Here is a 16,545-nt window from a genome sequence, read left to right as displayed (position 1 = left end):
ACCATTACTAGCGAATTGAAACTAAAAGCAGCCAGTGCGCGCCGATGGATTATCGGCATGCACTGGCTGCTTAATTTTTCTAGAAGGGAGGATAGTCTCATGACTGCGTAACTTACGGATGACTAGAGGGCTATTCGACCTGGAACTGGTTTAATTCGTCCTGAAGCTTTTTGGACAACTGGTTGAGCTGCTGGGATAGCTCGGCAACCTGTTCAATGCTGTCCAATTGTTCCTGCGTGCTTGCGCTAACTTCTTCCGTCGAAGCGGAATTCTCTTCTGTAGTTGAAGAAATGATTTCGAGTGCCTGTAGGATTTCATCTTTGTGCTTATGGACTTTGGAGGTGTTGCTGCTGATTTGAATCATACGTAATCTCAAAGCCTCCAAATCGCTGTTGATGCTAAAGAATACCTGTTTCGTAGCCTCCACGGATTTTGCATTTTCTTCGGCAATTTCAAGTCCTTGGGCTGTGTATTCCACGGATGCTCTAGTTTTTTCCTCGATTTCATGAACCTTTCTGCCAATCTCCTGTGTGGCCTGTGCGGTCTGCTCCGCCAACTTGCGAACCTCTCCGGCAACAACGGCAAATCCGCGCCCCTGTTCTCCCGCACGTGCTGCTTCAATGGAAGCATTTAGCGCCAGCAGATTGGTTTGCGTAGCGATTTGATGTACCGTGTCCACGATACTTGAAATTTCATGACGGCTTTGATCAATATCATGAATGGCAGACGATATCGAATGAGTGGAGTTGTGATTTTCTTCTGCCCATTTCGATAACTGATTCAATACACCTAACCCCAGTTCGCTCTGGTCGGCAGAAGCCTGCACCATCGTCTCTATGGCTATGGCATCATTTGCGATTTCGTCAATTTGACCAGATAATGATCCGGTTTTTTGCAAAATCGTATCCGTTTCAATCGACTGGTAGTTGGTCGCATTCGCAATCTCATTAATGGCCGTTGCTGTATCGTTCATCGTTATAGCTGTACGGGAAGAAATGGATTGCAGATCTTTTGAGGACTGGTTTAATACCTGAGCGGAGGTACCCACTATTTGAAGCATCCCTTGAATTTTCTGGACCATGTTGAATATTCCGTTGGAGATCTGTCCAATTTCGTTGTTGGAATAGGCATCAAATTGAACAGTCAAATCCCCATTTTCCACCCGTTTGATTTTGGTGAGCAGCTTCGGTATGGATCTGAGCAGATAACGGAGTGTGATATACGAAAATAGAACGAGCAGAATCGCCGCTGCCACAAACCCGCCAATCGTTATCCAGGTGAACTTTTTTAATTCGGAGAGCACTTCACGCTCTGAAATAGTTAAACCTACGGACCAGCCGGTATCTTTACTTGTAGCATAGCCGATGTAACGGCGTTCTCCGTTGTCATTAATCAGATGTACGCCGGATTCACCAGCGATCATTTTCTTGCCGATCCCCCCAAGATCACCTGGCAGCTCATTAATCTTTTCCTTTGTGACCTTAGACTGGTCTGGGTGATACAGAATATCACCTGTTTTGGAGGCGAGAATGGAATAACCAGTGCTGCCTAGCTTATAGCTTTCCATTATCTCAGGGATATTTTTAGACGCTATATCAACCGCGACAAAACCGATTAATGTATTGTTGTCATTTTTTATCGGATAAAAAATACCCATCAGCATATCACCTGTAGTGATGTCAATGTAAGGATCGGAGTAGTACAGGCCGGCTGCTTCGACTGCTGGCTTATAATACGGCCGTTCTTTAATGTTAAAAGCAACATCTGATGTCGTACCATTGTTCAGGATATAAAAACCTTTGCCGGCAGTACTAGCAATCCATGCATCTGCAAAAGTGGGTTCCACCTTTACAATGGCAGCTAGAGTCTTTGCTACTTCAGCGGCATGCGGAGAAGTCTTGGCCATTTCTGGAGATTTGGTGGTTTCGATGTATTGTTTGAATAAGTTATTCGTTGACATTTGCTTGACCAGTGAACCCTTTTCCTTAAATAGTGCATCAAATTGACTGACAAGTGCCTGTGTTTTGGTCTGAAGCATAGATTCTTGTTGTTTCACAAGTATGCTGCGAGTGCTGGAAAACATAAAGGTTCCCAAGATTGAGAAGACGACAACAATAATAACTAAAAGTACAATGGACAAAGTATTTGCTATGCTTGATGAACCGAACCGCCTTTTTTTTAGTTGTTTTAACATGCTACCATCTCCCCCAAGTTGTCTCTGAGCAAATAGCTCATAAGAACATATCGGAAGATAGTGAGATTTTCGAAATAGTAATTTTGAGAATAAAAAAATTAAATTAAAATGGATAACGCACAGGATAAACCCTTGACTGGTGCGGGATTTCAAGATGGTGGGGGGCGAGGGAGATCTTAACAATTAGTCTGTTGACTTGGCACATTGAAGTTACCGATTAGAGGCGAATTGTTATTTTTTTAGATGATGCTTAACTGCTTTTTTCGGACTTCTTGTTTGTATATTGCTTCCAGCTCTTGCGGTTGATAATGATTATCAATTATACTTCCGATAGGAAGGAGGCGAGTAAAAATTTTAAATACTGATGATAATTTGATGCTCTGGGATTATGCACATATCCGGCTGGTTGATATTCGCCATATGTTGTTTAAGGCCGGCGACAAGCTGACCTCCTATAGGTTCCCGGCTGCAGGTTTTTTATATATGGTTCGCGGCAACGCAGGTTTTCGGCTCAATGGAAATAAACATGCTGCAGAACGTTTTCATATCCTACACAGCGGAAAGGGAGGTCAACTGGATATTGATTGGGTCAGGGAGGAAATGGAGTTTTATTTTATTTTCTATAAAGCTTCGCTTTCGCTAACGTCCGGATCAGGTGTACGTAGACTTTTTGAAAGAAACAGTCCTTTTCAAAAACAATATGAATTTGCTCCGGATGCTCCAGTGGTTTTACTGTCTCAAGTAAAGGAGATGCACCGAAAATGGCTGGACTCAAGTTCACTTGAACGGATTCAGATCAAAGCAATGCTTTATCAATTTGTCTACGAAGTTGAGCGGCAGAGACAGGCATATGGAGTCTATCCCGTCAAGCCGGATCTGGTGGAGCAAGCGGTTCGATACATACGGGAATATTACAGTCAGCCTATTACCTTATCCTCTATTGCAGAGCAGCTTAATTATAGTGTGACCTATGTGGCGAAGCAGTTCAAAAGCAAGACGGGTACCAGTCTGATTGATTTTCTTATTCGGACGCGAATAGATAAGGCGCAGGAACTGCTGCTAAATACCGATGCATCATTGCAGGAGGTTGCCGCCGGAGTGGGGTACACGGACCTGTCCTATTTCATCCGTATTTTCAAGAAAACAACCGGTGTGACTCCGGGTAATTTTAAGTCATTGGCCCAAGACTCTGCCAAAGGATCAGATCGTCCTAAAATCAGGCTAAGATTGTCTAATGCAGGATGGGCTGAGCCAAGTTATATTGTTAATGATCATGATAATCATTATCAATATAGAGGAAAAGGGGATTTACTGATGGTTAGAAATACAAAAATGTCAATGGGAGCAGCGATGCTGTTATGTCTGGTTTTAATGCTTAGTGCTTGCTCTTCAGGGAACAGTCCTGTTAATTCTGCGAATGCTGGCCCTAGTCCGGTATCCTCTGTGCAAACAGAGACAAGTCCACCGGACTCAGCCACCAATTCAAAATCTACAAGAGTATATAAAGACAGTCAGGGGCATGAGGTTGATATTCCAGAGCGTCCACAGCGGATTGTGCTGCAGGGTAATTCGATCGGTGACCTGCTGGCACTCGGGATTCAGCCGGTCGGTGTCGACCGCCGGTTTATTGAAGAATCAGTCTATTTGGACAAGGAGACAACCCCGGCACAGGATATCGGATTTCCTACAAATCTGGAACTTGTTTTGGATCTGGAACCGGATTTAACAATGCTAGGTTATGTGATGGACAAACAATATGAAGAAGTGTCCAAAATATCACCTACTGTTGTATTTGACCAGAGTAAACCCTTGTCTGAGCGTCTGCCTGTCATTGGTGAGATAGTGGGTAAAAAGGCTGAAGCAGAGCAACTGTTGTCCGAATATAATCGCAAGGCCGAGAATATGTGGAGCGGATTGCGTCAGGAAGGCAAACTTGCCGAAGGAGAAACAGCGGTAGTGCTGATTTATTATTGGAACAAGACAATGTATTTGATGAAAACTGGTGGCATTCCTGCACTGCTGTATCAGCCGCAGGGCTACAAAATGTCAGAAGCAGTGAAGGAAATTGAGCCGGCAGAAGGCGCGCCTTATATTGAGGTCTCCCCTGAGCTAATGCATAAGATGCTTATTGGTGACCATTTGTTTGTCATTTATCCGGCCAATGCTGATGCGGAAAATTCCTTTAATGAGTTAATGAAAACTGCGTTGTGGAGCTCGCTCCCTGCTGTTAAGAGCGGAAAAGTTACTTTTGTGGAGACCAAATGGAATTATGACGATATGCTGACCAGCAGCATGCTGCTGGATGAGTTCCCTAAACTGCTGGCTAAATAAATGAGATCTCAGGTTAACCCTTGACGTGAAGTTTAATGACCGTTTTGAATGAGAGAAGTAAGATTCAACAAAGAAGCAGTGAAGTAACTCGCTGCTTCTTTGTTTTGCTTATAAAGTAGAGGGTGTTGAATATAGGAAAGTAATCGGCTCATTGATTTTTGTTGATTAGCTAGACGCTAAGAGTAGCATCGATTAATCTGAAGAAGTGGAATGCGGGTTATGATTGAATCGTGGACACAGATAAACGGAGGCTGACTATGACTTACTCACAGATTTGGAACAACTCAGGAAATGAAGCCGATATTCTCTATTTGGAACAGCAGATTGAAACCGTTAAAAAAGAAATAAAACGAGCAGAAGCTGCAGAGCTTCAGGAAATATTGGAACAATCAAATCGTAAGCTGGCTGAACTGGAAGCGAAGCTGGACGAGCTAGAGGATTAGGGGCAAGCCGTCCATCGTACCGCCCATAGAGTGGCTTTTCTGCGCTAGTTTAGGAACAAAACAGCTTGGGGGCTGACTTGACTTAAGTATTTCCTTCTGACCCCTGGCTCGTGTTCTATGTAGAAGTTAAAATAAGCAGATTTGCACCGATGTCTTTATAGTTTTATAATTGTAGCTTACAGAATCGTATTACTGGGAGGAATGGGAAATGGATAAAAATAGAAAATACATGCTTGTCGGTGCGCTTCTGACAGGGGTAGGTGTCTCTTTGATGGCCTATACAGCAAGCCGCTATACTTCGTTTAAACGAATCGTAGCCAATACCATCCGATTGGAAGAAATCGCCTCTCTAGAAATCTCGCGATTGTCTTCAGTTCCCGGTGAAAAGAAAGACATCATTATTACTGATCCTGCTGTTATTGAGCGGATCTTTACTGATTTCTCTCATGTTCAATTAATGAAATCGGCCCGAAATGTCAGTTCTGACAAAAATTTCAGCTATTATATTACGATAGTTCAGGCTGATCGCAAGCAACGATTTGATATTATTTTAAAAAGCAGACAGCATATGATCATCTATGACAATGATTTAAGCAATCCTCACTTGAATGCATATAAAATTATCAGTCCTTATAATCCGCAAGCACTGGAACAGGTTTTTGACTGATTATATAGAAGTGCGCAATGAAGTAATATCGTAGCCCATTTCCTGCATAGCATCCAATCCATATATGATTTCTATTGTCCGGGTGCCGTCCCAGCCTTTAGCCGTTCCATATTCGATCCATTCGCGGATACGCTGTGGATGGTTTAGATTATAGACAACATCAAACCCTTTTTTATGGTTTTGCAGCAGATAGCCTGTATTCAGCGGACATCCGGCAATCGGATCATCCCATGTTAGGATTTGGATGCGTAGCGGATGGAGCTTTACATTTTTATGATAAACCTTTAATTCAAGCAGACTCCGTTTGTCATGGATTCGCATGCCCAGTATGTAGCTGTATTCCAGTCCCCTGAGCGTGATAGAACGCAGCTTTTTTTTCATAATAATCGCCTCTCATCCCAATAATTTTGTTATCATAGCAAGCATAGGGATATTTTTCAAGCAATCAACAGGGAGGATGTTCATATGAAGTATGAATTTGGGATCATGGCATCCATTACAGAATTGGTGGAGTACCCGGATGAGCAGAATGATGCCTACATTGCGCACCCGAATTTTCAGATCATCATGGATCAATTGGGCATTACAGTACCCGTTGCGGAGATTTATGAACATTTTTTTGCCAACCCTGTTCACAACGGACATGTGCTTGTTTACAGTAATCCAGTGCAGCCAAACGCTTGTATTGTCCTCGACACTTACCATGATCCGCTGGACCAGCTAGATATGATTTATTTCGGATGGCGCTGTTCGTCCGAGATAGACTTGATCCGCGAGCTGTCCCGGCGTTTTTATGATGAATGTGAATTTGCGGTCCGTTATGAAGAAGGTCAATCCGTACTTTACAAGTTGTTGAAGGAGGATGCCTATCCGCGAAAATTTTACTACAATACCGTGTTTGAGCAGCAGTTGAAGCGATACCCGGCAAAATAGGCGATAGAAATACATAACCGAATAACTTAGCAAAAAAGCGCGAGTTCAGGGCAGTGCTACCCGGGCTCGCGTTTTCTATATACTTGATTTTAAAATGTTCTGCTTCATTCAGGCAATTACTGCGCCGTCAGCAGCTGCTCCAGAATTTCGGAGGGAGCAGCGGATTTGGGCGAACTTTCATTTTTTTGTTGCGAACAGGCACTTAACACAGCAAACTGAGACACAAGGCATAAACAGATTTAGCTTTCATCGTGAGTTCCTTTCAAGCGGTTATTTTGACTTCTAGACGGTAATATCGATGAATTATATTGATAATCATTCTCAACGCCAGCGGAAATAAAAACCTATCATAAGACATGATAGGCCTGCGCACAACTATTGTTTGCTGCTGCAAACGGCAATATAATTCAGATCTTTACCCGTCGTATTAAAAAAGGTATACATCTTTTTGAACTGTTCCCGGTTCTCTTTCTTGAGCCCGTTTTTCACAATACGCAGCGCCCCGATAACCCCTTCATCACGAATGAGTCCATTGATACTCATCAAGGACATGGGACCGGTAGCATTGTCTACTTGCTTAAAGCCTGCGGAGTGGAACAATCCCGCCCAATGCCCAACAGACAGTGGCTCGACATTGATGTGAATGGTGCGGCGCAGCTCGGCCAGACGTTCTTCCATATTTTCCTTGGCAAAGGTAATATCATGGGTAAGCAGAATGCCGCCAGGTTTCAGTACCCGATAGTATTCGGCGACTGCCTTTTCCTTCGCAGGCTGGTTAAGCATCGTGAGCATGGCTTCATTAATGACAACGTCAAAGCTCTCATTCTCAAAAGGTAGCTTCAGTGCATTTCCTTGCCGGACACGGATATAGTTTTCCAAGTTGGCATTTTTGATATTTCGGTTTGCTTTTTCCAACGCCCGCGGGTCCATATCAATGCCGGTAATTTGACAGTGGTATTTCCCGGCCAGTTGAATGGAGGTGGTGCACATATTGCAGGCTACCTCCAATACCTGGTTGTCCGTACTCAGATTGGCTTGCTGGATCAGCCAGTTGGTTGCTGCAACGCCGCCGGGCCGCAAACGTTTTTTTCCCAGCCGCGCTAAAAAATTATGGCCTACTTCCTTTTTCATCGCATTCACCCCATTACTTATCCGGCTTGACTACAACCAGAAGCATCTGAAACGCCTCTGTTGCGTGTAGGGCATGCGGAATATTGGCCGGCATAACGAGGGTCTCCCCGGCATGAACAGTGTACTTGTCTTCTCCAATTGTAATTTCCGCTTGCCCGGACAAAATGTTGACCATGGCATCTCCCGGGGAAGAATGTCCCCCAATCGACGAGCCTTTGTCCAGCGAAAGAAGGGTCATTGCCAGATTTGGCCGCTGTACAAGGGTCAGACTGGAAACCTGCTGTTCCTCTATTGTGATGATGTCCTTCAAATCAATGACTGCGGATTGCGGCAGCTTTTTAATGAATAAACCTGTTTCCATTTTGAATACCTCCGTTTTATATACTGATTTGCAGAAATTTGCAGCTGCTGCGGGCGGAATAATCATGCCAAGTGCCCGCTGGGACGATAACGGATGCGCCGGCTGTCAATTGATAGGGCTCTTCCGCCACCAGCAGATGAAGCTCGCCTTCCAGCACATGGATGATTTTAGATTTGGGGGCGGTCTCCGAACTGATGGTCTCCTCCTGATCCATGGCAAACAATACCCATTCCGGTTGTGCCGCTGTTTCGGCTGCAGATACGGGCAATGCCAGCACTCGGCTCGCAATACGGTGTGGCTTAACGCTGATCATATCTGTTAAAAAAAATACCTTGCCTGCTGTAATTCCACTCATACGATCCCCCCTGTTCAAAGTACAGCATTTTGATTATTTCCAAATTGCTTGATTGAATGATTCCTGCAATTTGATATAATGAGAATGACCAATGAGAATTATTCTCATTTATTTTATTGTAGCAGAGTATTTATCATGACTCTGTTGCCATGGCAACAGGAGGCTGAGAAAATTGCAGAAATATCTGAGCAGGATACAGAGCACTATTTTGTTTAAGGGGTTCGCGGAGCGGGAGGTGCAGCAAGCGCTGAGCTGTTTGCAGGGCACAATCAAGGATTTTGCGCGGAAGGAGGTTATTTTTAGAAAAGACGATATTCTGGATTCGGCGGGCATTATTATCCATGGCAATGTTCTGCTGTGCAAAGATAATATCTCAGGCATGAGATTTATTTTCTCGGAGCTCGGGGATGGGGAAATCTTTGGCGAAACGGCGCTTCGCCTTGTCCAAGAACACAGCGGCTATGAAGCGGTGGCGGGTTCGGAATGCCGGATTCTGTTTATCAAAATAAATAAAATTGTCCGGCCCGGGCAGGACACTTGCCATTTAAGGGGCCGGATCATTGAGAATATGCTGGCCCTGCTGCTTGAGAACAACCGGTCCATCTATCAAAAGCTGGATCTGGTCTCCCACAAATCGCTGCGGGACCGTATTCTGCATTATTTAGCCCTCCAGACCAAAAAAAACAATTCCGCCTGTTTTGAAATTCCGTTTACCCGCAGCGACCTGGCTGATTATTTGACTGTTGACCGCAGCGCCTTGTCCAGAGAGCTGCAGCGGATGGCGCAGGACGGGCTGATCCGGTTTAATCGAAATCAATTTGAGCTGTTGGACGCGGAGAATCAGCTGCGGATCAGCGATTTTTAGAATAATTCCTCCAAACCTTGAAAAGAGTACGCAGCTAGAAAATGCACTAGAAAAGTATTTGACCGATCTAAACAGCATAAAAGAGGTAGTTGAAGTTAGTTAACTGTTGACTTGAGTTTTGATTTGTTGATTTTAGCTATCTATCGGAGTTACTCATAAATACAAGAGCCCGCGTCGGACGCGGGCTTTTGTATGTTACTCTCCTCCAGTAGCCACCGGGTTCTCCTCATATGAAATCCAATTACTCCGACTACCCGCATACAACTTCCTTTATAGTCTTCCAATTGCCACGATCAACGCCAGAACTACAAAAAAGATATTTACGCCGAGCTCCCGGTACTCTTTTCGCCCAATATGAAACAGCATCCCGAGCAGTGCAACCGCAGCCAAAGCGATCGCGGCGATCAGCGTTAGCAACGGAGCTATGTTCAGTGCCCACGGCAAAACAAGGCCCAGCGCTCCGAGTAGCTCCGCGATTCCGATCAGAACAACTAGTCTTTTCGGCACATCATTTACCCAGGCCCATGTCTTTTTTGACGACTCAATACGAACGGTTTTCATCCATCCCGAATATACGAAGCCTGCCGCCAATACGATATGTACGATGCTGTACGGTGAAGAAGACGAAGCAGAGGCAAACGTATCCGACCTTCGGAAAATCGATTTCTTGCCGTAAACGTTTCGGTATATAGCGCAAGCTAAAAAAGCCCGCAAAGATTGCGGGCTTTTCCTTTTCTTAAATATACAAATAAAAACGAACGCTTAACCCTCTCCCGTAGCCACCGGATTCTCCTCATATGAAATCCAATCACTCCAGCTTCCCGCATACAGCTTAACATTCTTGTACCCGGCTTTGCCTAGCGCGAGCACATTAGGGCAGGCACTTACACCTGAACCGCAGTACACAATAATCTCTTGCTCAGGATCAATTCCTTCATAATGCTCTTTCAGCACCTCAGTTGACTTCCAGCGCCCTTGCTCATCGAGAACATCCTTCCAGAACTTATTGATCGCCCCGGGAATATGACCTGCCTTCGGATCAATCGGTTCTTCCAAACCTTCATAGCGACGGGACTCGCGGGAATCAATCAATAGTGCGCCACCGGCGTTAACTACATTTTGCACATCTTCCATGCTAGTAAGCATCTTCTTCTGAACATCTGCTTCATACTGGCTAGGAATCCGAACCGCTTGATGATCACTGACGGGGAAGGATGCTTTTTTCCAAGCAGAGTAGCCTTCATCCATTACAAACACACGTTCATGCCCCAAATATTTAAGCATCCACCACAGACGGGAAGCGTAGGCACCACCTTGATCATCATAAGCAACGACAATACTATCTCTGTTAATGCCAACCTTACTAAGTGCGGCAGTTAGCTTTGAAATTTCTGGCAGTGGGTGGCGTCCCCCGTGTGAGCTTACAGGAGCGGAGAGTTGTTCTTCCAGATGTAGATAAACTGCGCCGGGAATATGATCTTCTGTATAGGCTTTACGTCCAGCTTCCGGGTCAGTAAGTAAAAAACGGCAATCAACTATAACAAGTTCAGGCTCGTATAACCGAGCAAGCAGCCATCGAGTAGAAACGATCGGTTCCATAAAGTAGCCTTCTTTCCTGTTTAATATGTATGGAGTCATTATAACGGAAAATAAAAGAGGGCGCACCTTAAGCTTATGGCTTAAACTGCGTCCTCTAAAAATTAGATCAAACGATATCCCGAAGGCAAGTTACCGCTGCTGCGGATATTACGGATTTGTTCGAGGGTTAAGCGTTGGTTAGTAGAAATAATGGACTCCACGTCATTACCTGAAATGAAATCATCCAGATCCCTAATGTTGCGGTTCCCGCGAAGTACACGGAAATTCCCTCTAAACCGTGTTCTAGTGAAAAGTACCAGTGTAGCATTGCTGCTAGTAGAGAAGAACCGAAGGCTCTCAATACCATCGAGGATGTTGTCCGTATTACGAATACCCAGGTTGCCAGTATATATTCTACGGCGTCCATTGAAGTTTTCTTCATCGTACACGGTCAAGCGAGGGTAAGTCTGCGATACATGAACTTCTTTTTTCATTTGTAATTCCTCCTTTGTTATCTAATCTATGTTCATATAAATTTTTTGCTTGGCTAATAGTCTAATAGAAAGCCCTTATTTGCATTAACTTATCATTTTGGGCTTTACTTCAATAACATATTAGTGTACTATTTAACTATGACACTGACACAATAAAACGAATGAACAATACATTAGTTGGCAGGGAGGATCCGCATGAAACAGGGGAGTGGTGTAGAGATGAAAGATTCAGTCGTTCTGCAAATGAATGAGGTAAGTAAGATTATCAAAGGAAGACCGATTGTGGATAAGCTGACATTTGATATCCGTAAGGGTGAAATTGTTGGGTTGTTAGGTCCAAACGGTGCAGGTAAGACCACAACGATTCGAATGATGACGGGTTTAATACGGATGAGTGAAGGCGATGTGATTATCCAAGGTCACAGTGTAAGGAATGATTTTAAGCAGGCGATTGGCCATATCGGTGCGATAATTGAGAATCCAGAGTTTTATCCGTATATGACTGGACTTGATAATCTGAAGCAGTACCAAAGAATGACGGATAATATTGAGGCTGGCAGAATAGATGAGGTTGTAGAACTGGTAGGACTTCAAGAAGCGATGAGTAAAAAAGTAAAGGCTTATTCGCTGGGCATGCGCCAACGTCTAGGGATTGCTCAAGCGCTACTCAATCGGCCAAAGTTATTGATTTTAGATGAGCCTACGAACGGACTTGATCCGGCTGGAATACGGGAAATGCGTGATTATATGCGTACCATCGCCGAAGTGGAAGGCATCTCTATTCTAATTTCCAGCCACTTGCTCACTGAAATTGAACAAATATGCCATCGGGCTATCGTAATCCAGAATGGTAAGCTGGTAACCGTAACTGCGATTGGTGAAGAGCAGGAAGCAACCGCACAAGTAAAGCTAACCATCCGTGTAGGATCGGTTGAAGCGGCGATAAACCTCTTGGAGCGTTTAGATTATGCGGAATTGGCCTCCATGGACAGCGCTCGTTCTGAAGTGATAGTAAGTCTGCTTGATAGCAGAGTACCGGAGCTTGTATCTGCTTTTAGTGATGAAGGTGTGGGAATTTTCCGGATTACGGAGAATAAACAGAGTCTTGAGGAAGATTTCTTGAAATGGACAGGAGGAAACCGCATTGCGTAACTTCAATAATCTTATTGTTAATGAATGGCTCAAGATCTCAAAGAAACGCACATTTATTGTGCCATATGTGATATTAATTCTATTATCCCTGCTATTAGGTTATATTGTTCATTCTGTTTCACCTGACATGTTTGAATCAGCTTATGATTTTTCAGCAATGATGCTGCTTTCCCAAGGGATTGGCCAAGTGATTACAATTCTTGCGATCATCGGAACAGCAGGTATTGTCTCAAAAGAGTATAGTCAAGGAACCATCAAGTTCTTGCTTATCCGCGCCAGAAGCCGTACAGCAATCCTCGCATCCAAATATGTGGTTGTACTGTTGTATGCTTTGACTTTGACTGTCATTGGAGGTATAGCCGTTTTTGGAACAGGGGCTTTGTGGTTTGGACTAAGTGGTGGAGAAGCGGGTATGAGTGAGATGCTTACAAACCTATTGTATAATCTCGTTAGTACAGTTGTGTATGGAACACTTGCTTTTATGCTGGGGATATTGACCACTTCAACGGGAGTAACGATTGGGGCTACTATGTTTGCGTTAATGATAGACAAATTGATTATTTCTCGTGATTTTTACAAATATGTTCTGTTTCCAAACTTAAATTTATCTGCTTATGAAGGTGGAGGAGCACCTATGCCTGGAATGACACTGACCTTTTCCATCGTGATGCTTGTCTTATACACAGTTGTCTTTCTTCTCATAGGTTTCTCCGTCTTTAGACGAAGGGATGTTGCTTAATCATGACAATCGAATTCGATAACAACCTGCCGATTTATATACAGATCATGAATTACATCAAAGGTGAAATCGTCACAGGTAAGCTGAAACCAGGAGATAAAATCCTCTCGGTACGAGAACTTGCCAGTGAGCTGCAGATTAATCCGAATACGGTGCAAAGAACTTTTCAGGAACTGGAGCGTGAAGAAATCGTGGAAACCCGGCGTGGAATGGGAAGATACGTCACAAGTAATGAAGGTACTATCCTGACCATCAAAAAAGAAATGGCCAAAGATGTGCTAGATCGTTTCATTCGTGGTATGCAGGATCTTGGCTTTCAAGGCGAAGATATTTTAGCGGCGGTAGCGGAGAATATCCGTAACAAGGATAAAGAATAGGGGGATAAACAAGTTGGAAAATATAGTTGAGGTTCATGAAGTTACAAAAAAATATAGTTCCAAGCACGCCCTCCGCGAGGTATCTTTTAATCTGAGTGCGGGTAAGATCACGGGACTGCTAGGCAGTAACGGCAGCGGAAAAAGTACACTTATGAAAATCATCGCCGGGCTGTCACAGCCTACCTCTGGTCGTGTATCCGTCATTGGGTGTTCTGTAGGAACAGAAAGTAAAGCGGTGGTGTCGTTTATGCCTGATAAGCCGCTTACAGAATCCTGGATGAGTGTTTCTGATGCTCTAAAGTTCCAAACTGACTTCTATCCTGATTTTGATCTGACTAAAGCCTCGCGAATGCTGGAGTTTATGAAACTAAGAGCACAAGATAAGGTAAAGGACCTGTCCAAAGGGATGAACGAACGTTTACAGCTTACACTTGCCCTATCACGCCGAGCTAGCCTTTATTTGCTGGATGAACCCATTGGTGGTGTAGATCCGGTAGCTAGAACAAAAATTCTTAACGCGTTAGTAGAGTTTTATGAAGAGGACAGTACCATTCTCTTATCAACCCATTTAGTATCGGATATTGAGCGGATCTTTGATGATGTGATTTTTATAAAAGAGGGAGAAATTCTGATGCATACGGCGGTAGAGGATATCCGGCTTCGCCGAGGCAAAAGCATAGACGAACTGTTCAGAGAGGTGTACGCAGAATGCTAAAGCTAGTGAAGTACGATTTTAGACGAGATAGGGATAAGTTCCTTGCTGTTTTTGTAATCATAATTCTGGCGCAGATCGGGTTGGGGTTCACCAAATTGCATGACTATGAAAGGTTTATTTTAAACGGATTAATTTATGTCATCGCAGGGCTGATCTTTCTCGTCATGGCAGCACGAACCTTTTTTAACAATGTAAATTCCTATAATCGTCGCCTAGTGCCCGTAAGAACCCTGAACACTGTCCTTTCTCCGTTAGTGCTCTATTTAGCTCTACTGCTGGGTATTATTTTAATAGCTTTGATCCATTTTGGCGTGTATCTTTCAATGTATTCCTCATCATTTCTTCCGGAGAATTTCTGGAAAGTGGGATTATTAGTTCTCTTGCAGGCGTATTGGTTTGCCGGTTATATTATGCTTACCTTGATGGTCTCCATTACGGTTGCGCGAAGTATGAAATTTAAGGGGCGAGTATGGATTGGGCTGGCCACAGCGTATTTGTTACAGAATGGAATATTCTATTTGGAGTATTTTATTTTCAAAAGTAACTTCACTGCTTGGGAAAGTGTATTCCAGTTCGAGGTCATAGATGAGAGGGATACCGCAAATGGGATCCAGCTTATACAGGGTCATTTGAATCTAGCTCCTCTTCTGTTTGAAGCGGTGATAGCAGTTCTTCTTATAGCGGTCATCATCAAACTCGTTAATAAAAGAGTGGATGTCTAGCCACAACTTGGCGGAATAGTTTTTAGAACGGAGGCAGAGCGATTTAGCTTTGTCTTTGTTTTTGTGCAAAAAAAAGACGTCCTTCTAAGTGAAGGGCATCTGTTATGGTAAGTTCTACAGACCTTCAACCCGAAGGGTGGCGGTCCATGTCTCAAGCTCTCTTATTAGGCGGTCTTCCTCATTTTCGTCCAAGCGGAATTTAACTCCATATTGATATTGGCCAAGTCCAAACATCCAACCCCAACGGGCGCTGCATAAGAGCTGAAGCTTCTCTTCATTTAATCGAAGATGAATAATAAGCCTGGTATCTCTTGCCGTGAATCGAAGATTCAAAGGGGTGCGTACTTTACAACCCGAACGGCTAAGATCGAGTAATACAGCCTCTGTTAACTTTCCAGCACCTGGACCGGAATTGTTAAGCGGAACTTCAATCCAGCATTCAAGCGGATGGTTCATAACATAACGGAATGGTTCTTTCCTGCTGGACACATCCATAATTTACCTCCCCATTGTTTATTTGCTATTATATCGAAAGGGAATGTTGAGAACAATCTACTAAAGTGCTATTTTTAATTAAGAATTAATTTTTTTAATACTGATGAAGGTGATGAGACTTATATGTACCAATACCTTAATGAAACGTTCCGTAATCACAATTTTGACCAAGGAAGCTTGCAGGATGGTGAGTTAAATAACTGCACATTCGAGCAATGCTCCTTCAAAGGCACTTCTATGGAAGAGATGAACTCTATTGGCTGTCGATTTATTGATTGTGATTTTACAGGAGCCATGCTTAATGCGTCTCACCATAAAGGTTCAGCTTTTACCAATTGTAAATTTACGGGAGCGAACCTGTTTGTATCTAAATTTGAAGATTGCAAGATGGTAGGATCGGATTTCTCAAACGCTTATTTGGACGGAATCTCGCTGCTTGGAGGGGACTGGTCGTACACGAACCTTAGACATACCAATCTAAGCAGACAGGATCTGCGGGGGATTCGATTTACAGAAGCGGATTTAATGGGCTGTAATTTGCAAAAAAGTGACTTGCGTGGAGCGGATTTGAGCCGTGTACAATTGTCTCAATGCAAGCTTAAGGGAGCGGATATGCGGGAAGCGATTGTTGAAGGCATTGATTTAAAGAGTCTGGATCTACAGGGAGTGCGGATGGATATGGAACAGGCGGTACTCTTGGCACGTTCATTTGGGGCAAAAGTAGGGAATTAGTAAATAGGGGCATCAGTTGCTAGTACTTTAGCGATGGGTGCTCTTTTTAATTGAATTTGAAGGATTTCATCAGGAAAGATGCCTAAAGACCTCCGCTAGCAAACCAATGCTTAGAGCGGAGGTGGTGGCAAACGCAGATTATTATAATTAACTCACTGCTGAACCTATGTATTATTGCATATGAAATATTATGCGTTAACGTAACCGTTTTCTGGGTTTTGCCCACCATTTGATCCATAAGAATCCATCATCATCACGAAA

20 protein-coding genes are annotated in these 16,545 nt (G+C 43.7%); 11 read left to right on the top strand and 9 right to left on the bottom strand.

The features are described 5' to 3' along the window. Positions 1–130 precede the first annotated feature (130 nt). Positions 131–2,194 carry a methyl-accepting chemotaxis protein gene (locus MKY63_RS27950; protein ID WP_076144010.1) on the bottom strand — a complete coding sequence of 688 codons (2,064 nt, stop codon included), beginning with the start codon at positions 2,192–2,194 and terminating at the stop codon, positions 131–133. A 375-nt stretch (positions 2,195–2,569) separates the two neighbouring features. On the opposite strand from MKY63_RS27950, the gene MKY63_RS27945 reads away from it, so the two are divergent. The 3 genes from MKY63_RS27945 to MKY63_RS27935 all read left to right on the top strand — a co-directional run bounded on the left by MKY63_RS27945 (position 2,570) and on the right by MKY63_RS27935 (position 5,635). Further along, positions 2,570–4,525 carry an AraC family transcriptional regulator gene (locus tag MKY63_RS27945; protein ID WP_076144009.1) on the top strand — a complete coding sequence of 652 codons (1,956 nt, stop codon included), beginning with the start codon at positions 2,570–2,572 and terminating at the stop codon, positions 4,523–4,525. 257 nt (positions 4,526–4,782) lie between these two features. After that, entirely contained in the window at positions 4,783–4,968 is a 186-nt protein-coding gene (locus MKY63_RS27940; protein WP_036686420.1) for a hypothetical protein, read from the top strand. Between the two features lie 208 nt (positions 4,969–5,176). After that, positions 5,177–5,635, top strand: a complete 459-nt coding sequence (locus MKY63_RS27935) for a hypothetical protein (protein WP_076101754.1) — start codon at positions 5,177–5,179, stop codon at positions 5,633–5,635. Here the strand turns inward: MKY63_RS27935 and MKY63_RS27930 are convergent, their stop codons facing one another. Then, positions 5,636–6,016, bottom strand: coding sequence for a hypothetical protein (locus MKY63_RS27930; RefSeq protein ID WP_036686425.1), 381 nt, complete (start codon positions 6,014–6,016; stop codon positions 5,636–5,638). Between the two features lie 84 nt (positions 6,017–6,100). On the opposite strand from MKY63_RS27930, the gene MKY63_RS27925 reads away from it, so the two are divergent. Further along, complete coding sequence (locus MKY63_RS27925; RefSeq protein ID WP_076144007.1) at positions 6,101–6,568, top strand: hypothetical protein; 468 nt, start codon at positions 6,101–6,103, stop codon at positions 6,566–6,568. Between the two features lie 375 nt (positions 6,569–6,943). Here the strand turns inward: MKY63_RS27925 and MKY63_RS27920 are convergent, their stop codons facing one another. Genes MKY63_RS27920 through MKY63_RS27910 form a run of 3 tightly spaced genes read right to left on the bottom strand, consistent with a single transcriptional unit; the run spans position 6,944 to position 8,415 of the window. Then, positions 6,944–7,699 carry a class I SAM-dependent methyltransferase gene (locus MKY63_RS27920; protein WP_036686429.1) on the bottom strand — a complete coding sequence of 252 codons (756 nt, stop codon included), beginning with the start codon at positions 7,697–7,699 and terminating at the stop codon, positions 6,944–6,946. 13 nt (positions 7,700–7,712) lie between these two features. Then, entirely contained in the window at positions 7,713–8,060 is a 348-nt protein-coding gene (locus MKY63_RS27915) for a cupin domain-containing protein (protein ID WP_036686430.1), read from the bottom strand. Positions 8,061–8,076: 16 nt separating this feature from the next. Then, complete coding sequence (locus MKY63_RS27910) at positions 8,077–8,415, bottom strand: cupin domain-containing protein (protein ID WP_076213097.1); 339 nt, start codon at positions 8,413–8,415, stop codon at positions 8,077–8,079. 172 nt (positions 8,416–8,587) lie between these two features. Between MKY63_RS27910 and MKY63_RS27905 the strand changes: the two genes are divergently transcribed. Then, the gene (locus MKY63_RS27905; RefSeq protein ID WP_076213100.1) at positions 8,588–9,280 is read left to right on the top strand and encodes a Crp/Fnr family transcriptional regulator; all 693 of its coding nucleotides are present in this window, start codon (positions 8,588–8,590) and stop codon (positions 9,278–9,280) included. Positions 9,281–9,550: 270 nt separating this feature from the next. Here MKY63_RS27905 and MKY63_RS27900 read toward each other — a convergent pair whose 3' ends face one another. The 3 genes from MKY63_RS27900 to MKY63_RS27890 all read right to left on the bottom strand — a co-directional run bounded on the left by MKY63_RS27900 (position 9,551) and on the right by MKY63_RS27890 (position 11,352). Further along, entirely contained in the window at positions 9,551–9,994 is a 444-nt protein-coding gene (locus tag MKY63_RS27900) for a DoxX family protein (protein WP_235219534.1), read from the bottom strand. 48 nt (positions 9,995–10,042) lie between these two features. Continuing rightward, positions 10,043–10,879 carry a sulfurtransferase gene (locus MKY63_RS27895; RefSeq protein ID WP_076213103.1) on the bottom strand — a complete coding sequence of 279 codons (837 nt, stop codon included), beginning with the start codon at positions 10,877–10,879 and terminating at the stop codon, positions 10,043–10,045. Between the two features lie 101 nt (positions 10,880–10,980). Beyond that, positions 10,981–11,352: a hypothetical protein gene (locus MKY63_RS27890; protein WP_036686439.1), complete on the bottom strand. Its 372-nt coding sequence runs from the start codon at positions 11,350–11,352 to the stop codon at positions 10,981–10,983. A gap of 195 nt (positions 11,353–11,547) precedes the next feature. On the opposite strand from MKY63_RS27890, the gene MKY63_RS27885 reads away from it, so the two are divergent. The 5 genes from MKY63_RS27885 to MKY63_RS27865 are packed head-to-tail and all read left to right on the top strand — an operon-like array spanning position 11,548 to position 15,057. Next, complete coding sequence (locus tag MKY63_RS27885) at positions 11,548–12,504, top strand: ABC transporter ATP-binding protein (protein WP_256717295.1); 957 nt, start codon at positions 11,548–11,550, stop codon at positions 12,502–12,504. After that, complete coding sequence (locus MKY63_RS27880; protein WP_076144005.1) at positions 12,497–13,243, top strand: DUF2705 family protein; 747 nt, start codon at positions 12,497–12,499, stop codon at positions 13,241–13,243. Before MKY63_RS27885 ends, MKY63_RS27880 begins: the two co-directional genes overlap by 8 nt. A gap of 2 nt (positions 13,244–13,245) precedes the next feature. Continuing rightward, positions 13,246–13,620 carry a GntR family transcriptional regulator gene (locus MKY63_RS27875; RefSeq protein ID WP_076101764.1) on the top strand — a complete coding sequence of 125 codons (375 nt, stop codon included), beginning with the start codon at positions 13,246–13,248 and terminating at the stop codon, positions 13,618–13,620. A gap of 13 nt (positions 13,621–13,633) precedes the next feature. Continuing rightward, on the top strand, positions 13,634–14,335 hold the full coding sequence (locus MKY63_RS27870) for an ABC transporter ATP-binding protein (protein WP_076213108.1): 702 nt from the start codon (positions 13,634–13,636) through the stop codon (positions 14,333–14,335). Next, positions 14,329–15,057, top strand: coding sequence for a hypothetical protein (locus MKY63_RS27865; RefSeq protein WP_076213111.1), 729 nt, complete (start codon positions 14,329–14,331; stop codon positions 15,055–15,057). The genes MKY63_RS27870 and MKY63_RS27865 overlap by 7 nt, the downstream gene beginning before the upstream one ends. Positions 15,058–15,171: 114 nt before the next feature. Here MKY63_RS27865 and MKY63_RS27860 read toward each other — a convergent pair whose 3' ends face one another. Continuing rightward, positions 15,172–15,552, bottom strand: coding sequence for a PilZ domain-containing protein (locus MKY63_RS27860; protein WP_036686449.1), 381 nt, complete (start codon positions 15,550–15,552; stop codon positions 15,172–15,174). Positions 15,553–15,675: 123 nt separating this feature from the next. Here MKY63_RS27860 and MKY63_RS27855 point away from each other — a divergent pair, with 123 nt between their 5' ends. Next, positions 15,676–16,284 carry a pentapeptide repeat-containing protein gene (locus tag MKY63_RS27855; RefSeq protein WP_036686451.1) on the top strand — a complete coding sequence of 203 codons (609 nt, stop codon included), beginning with the start codon at positions 15,676–15,678 and terminating at the stop codon, positions 16,282–16,284. Positions 16,285–16,545 lie beyond the last annotated feature (261 nt).

The sequence above is a fragment of the Paenibacillus sp. FSL R7-0189 genome (assembly GCF_037969925.1).
In the GTDB taxonomy this organism is placed as follows: Bacteria; Bacillota; Bacilli; order Paenibacillales; family Paenibacillaceae; genus Paenibacillus_AQ; species Paenibacillus_AQ odorifer.
The sequence above is the reverse complement of the archived record's forward strand: the minus strand, read 5'-3'. Positions and strand labels throughout refer to the sequence as shown.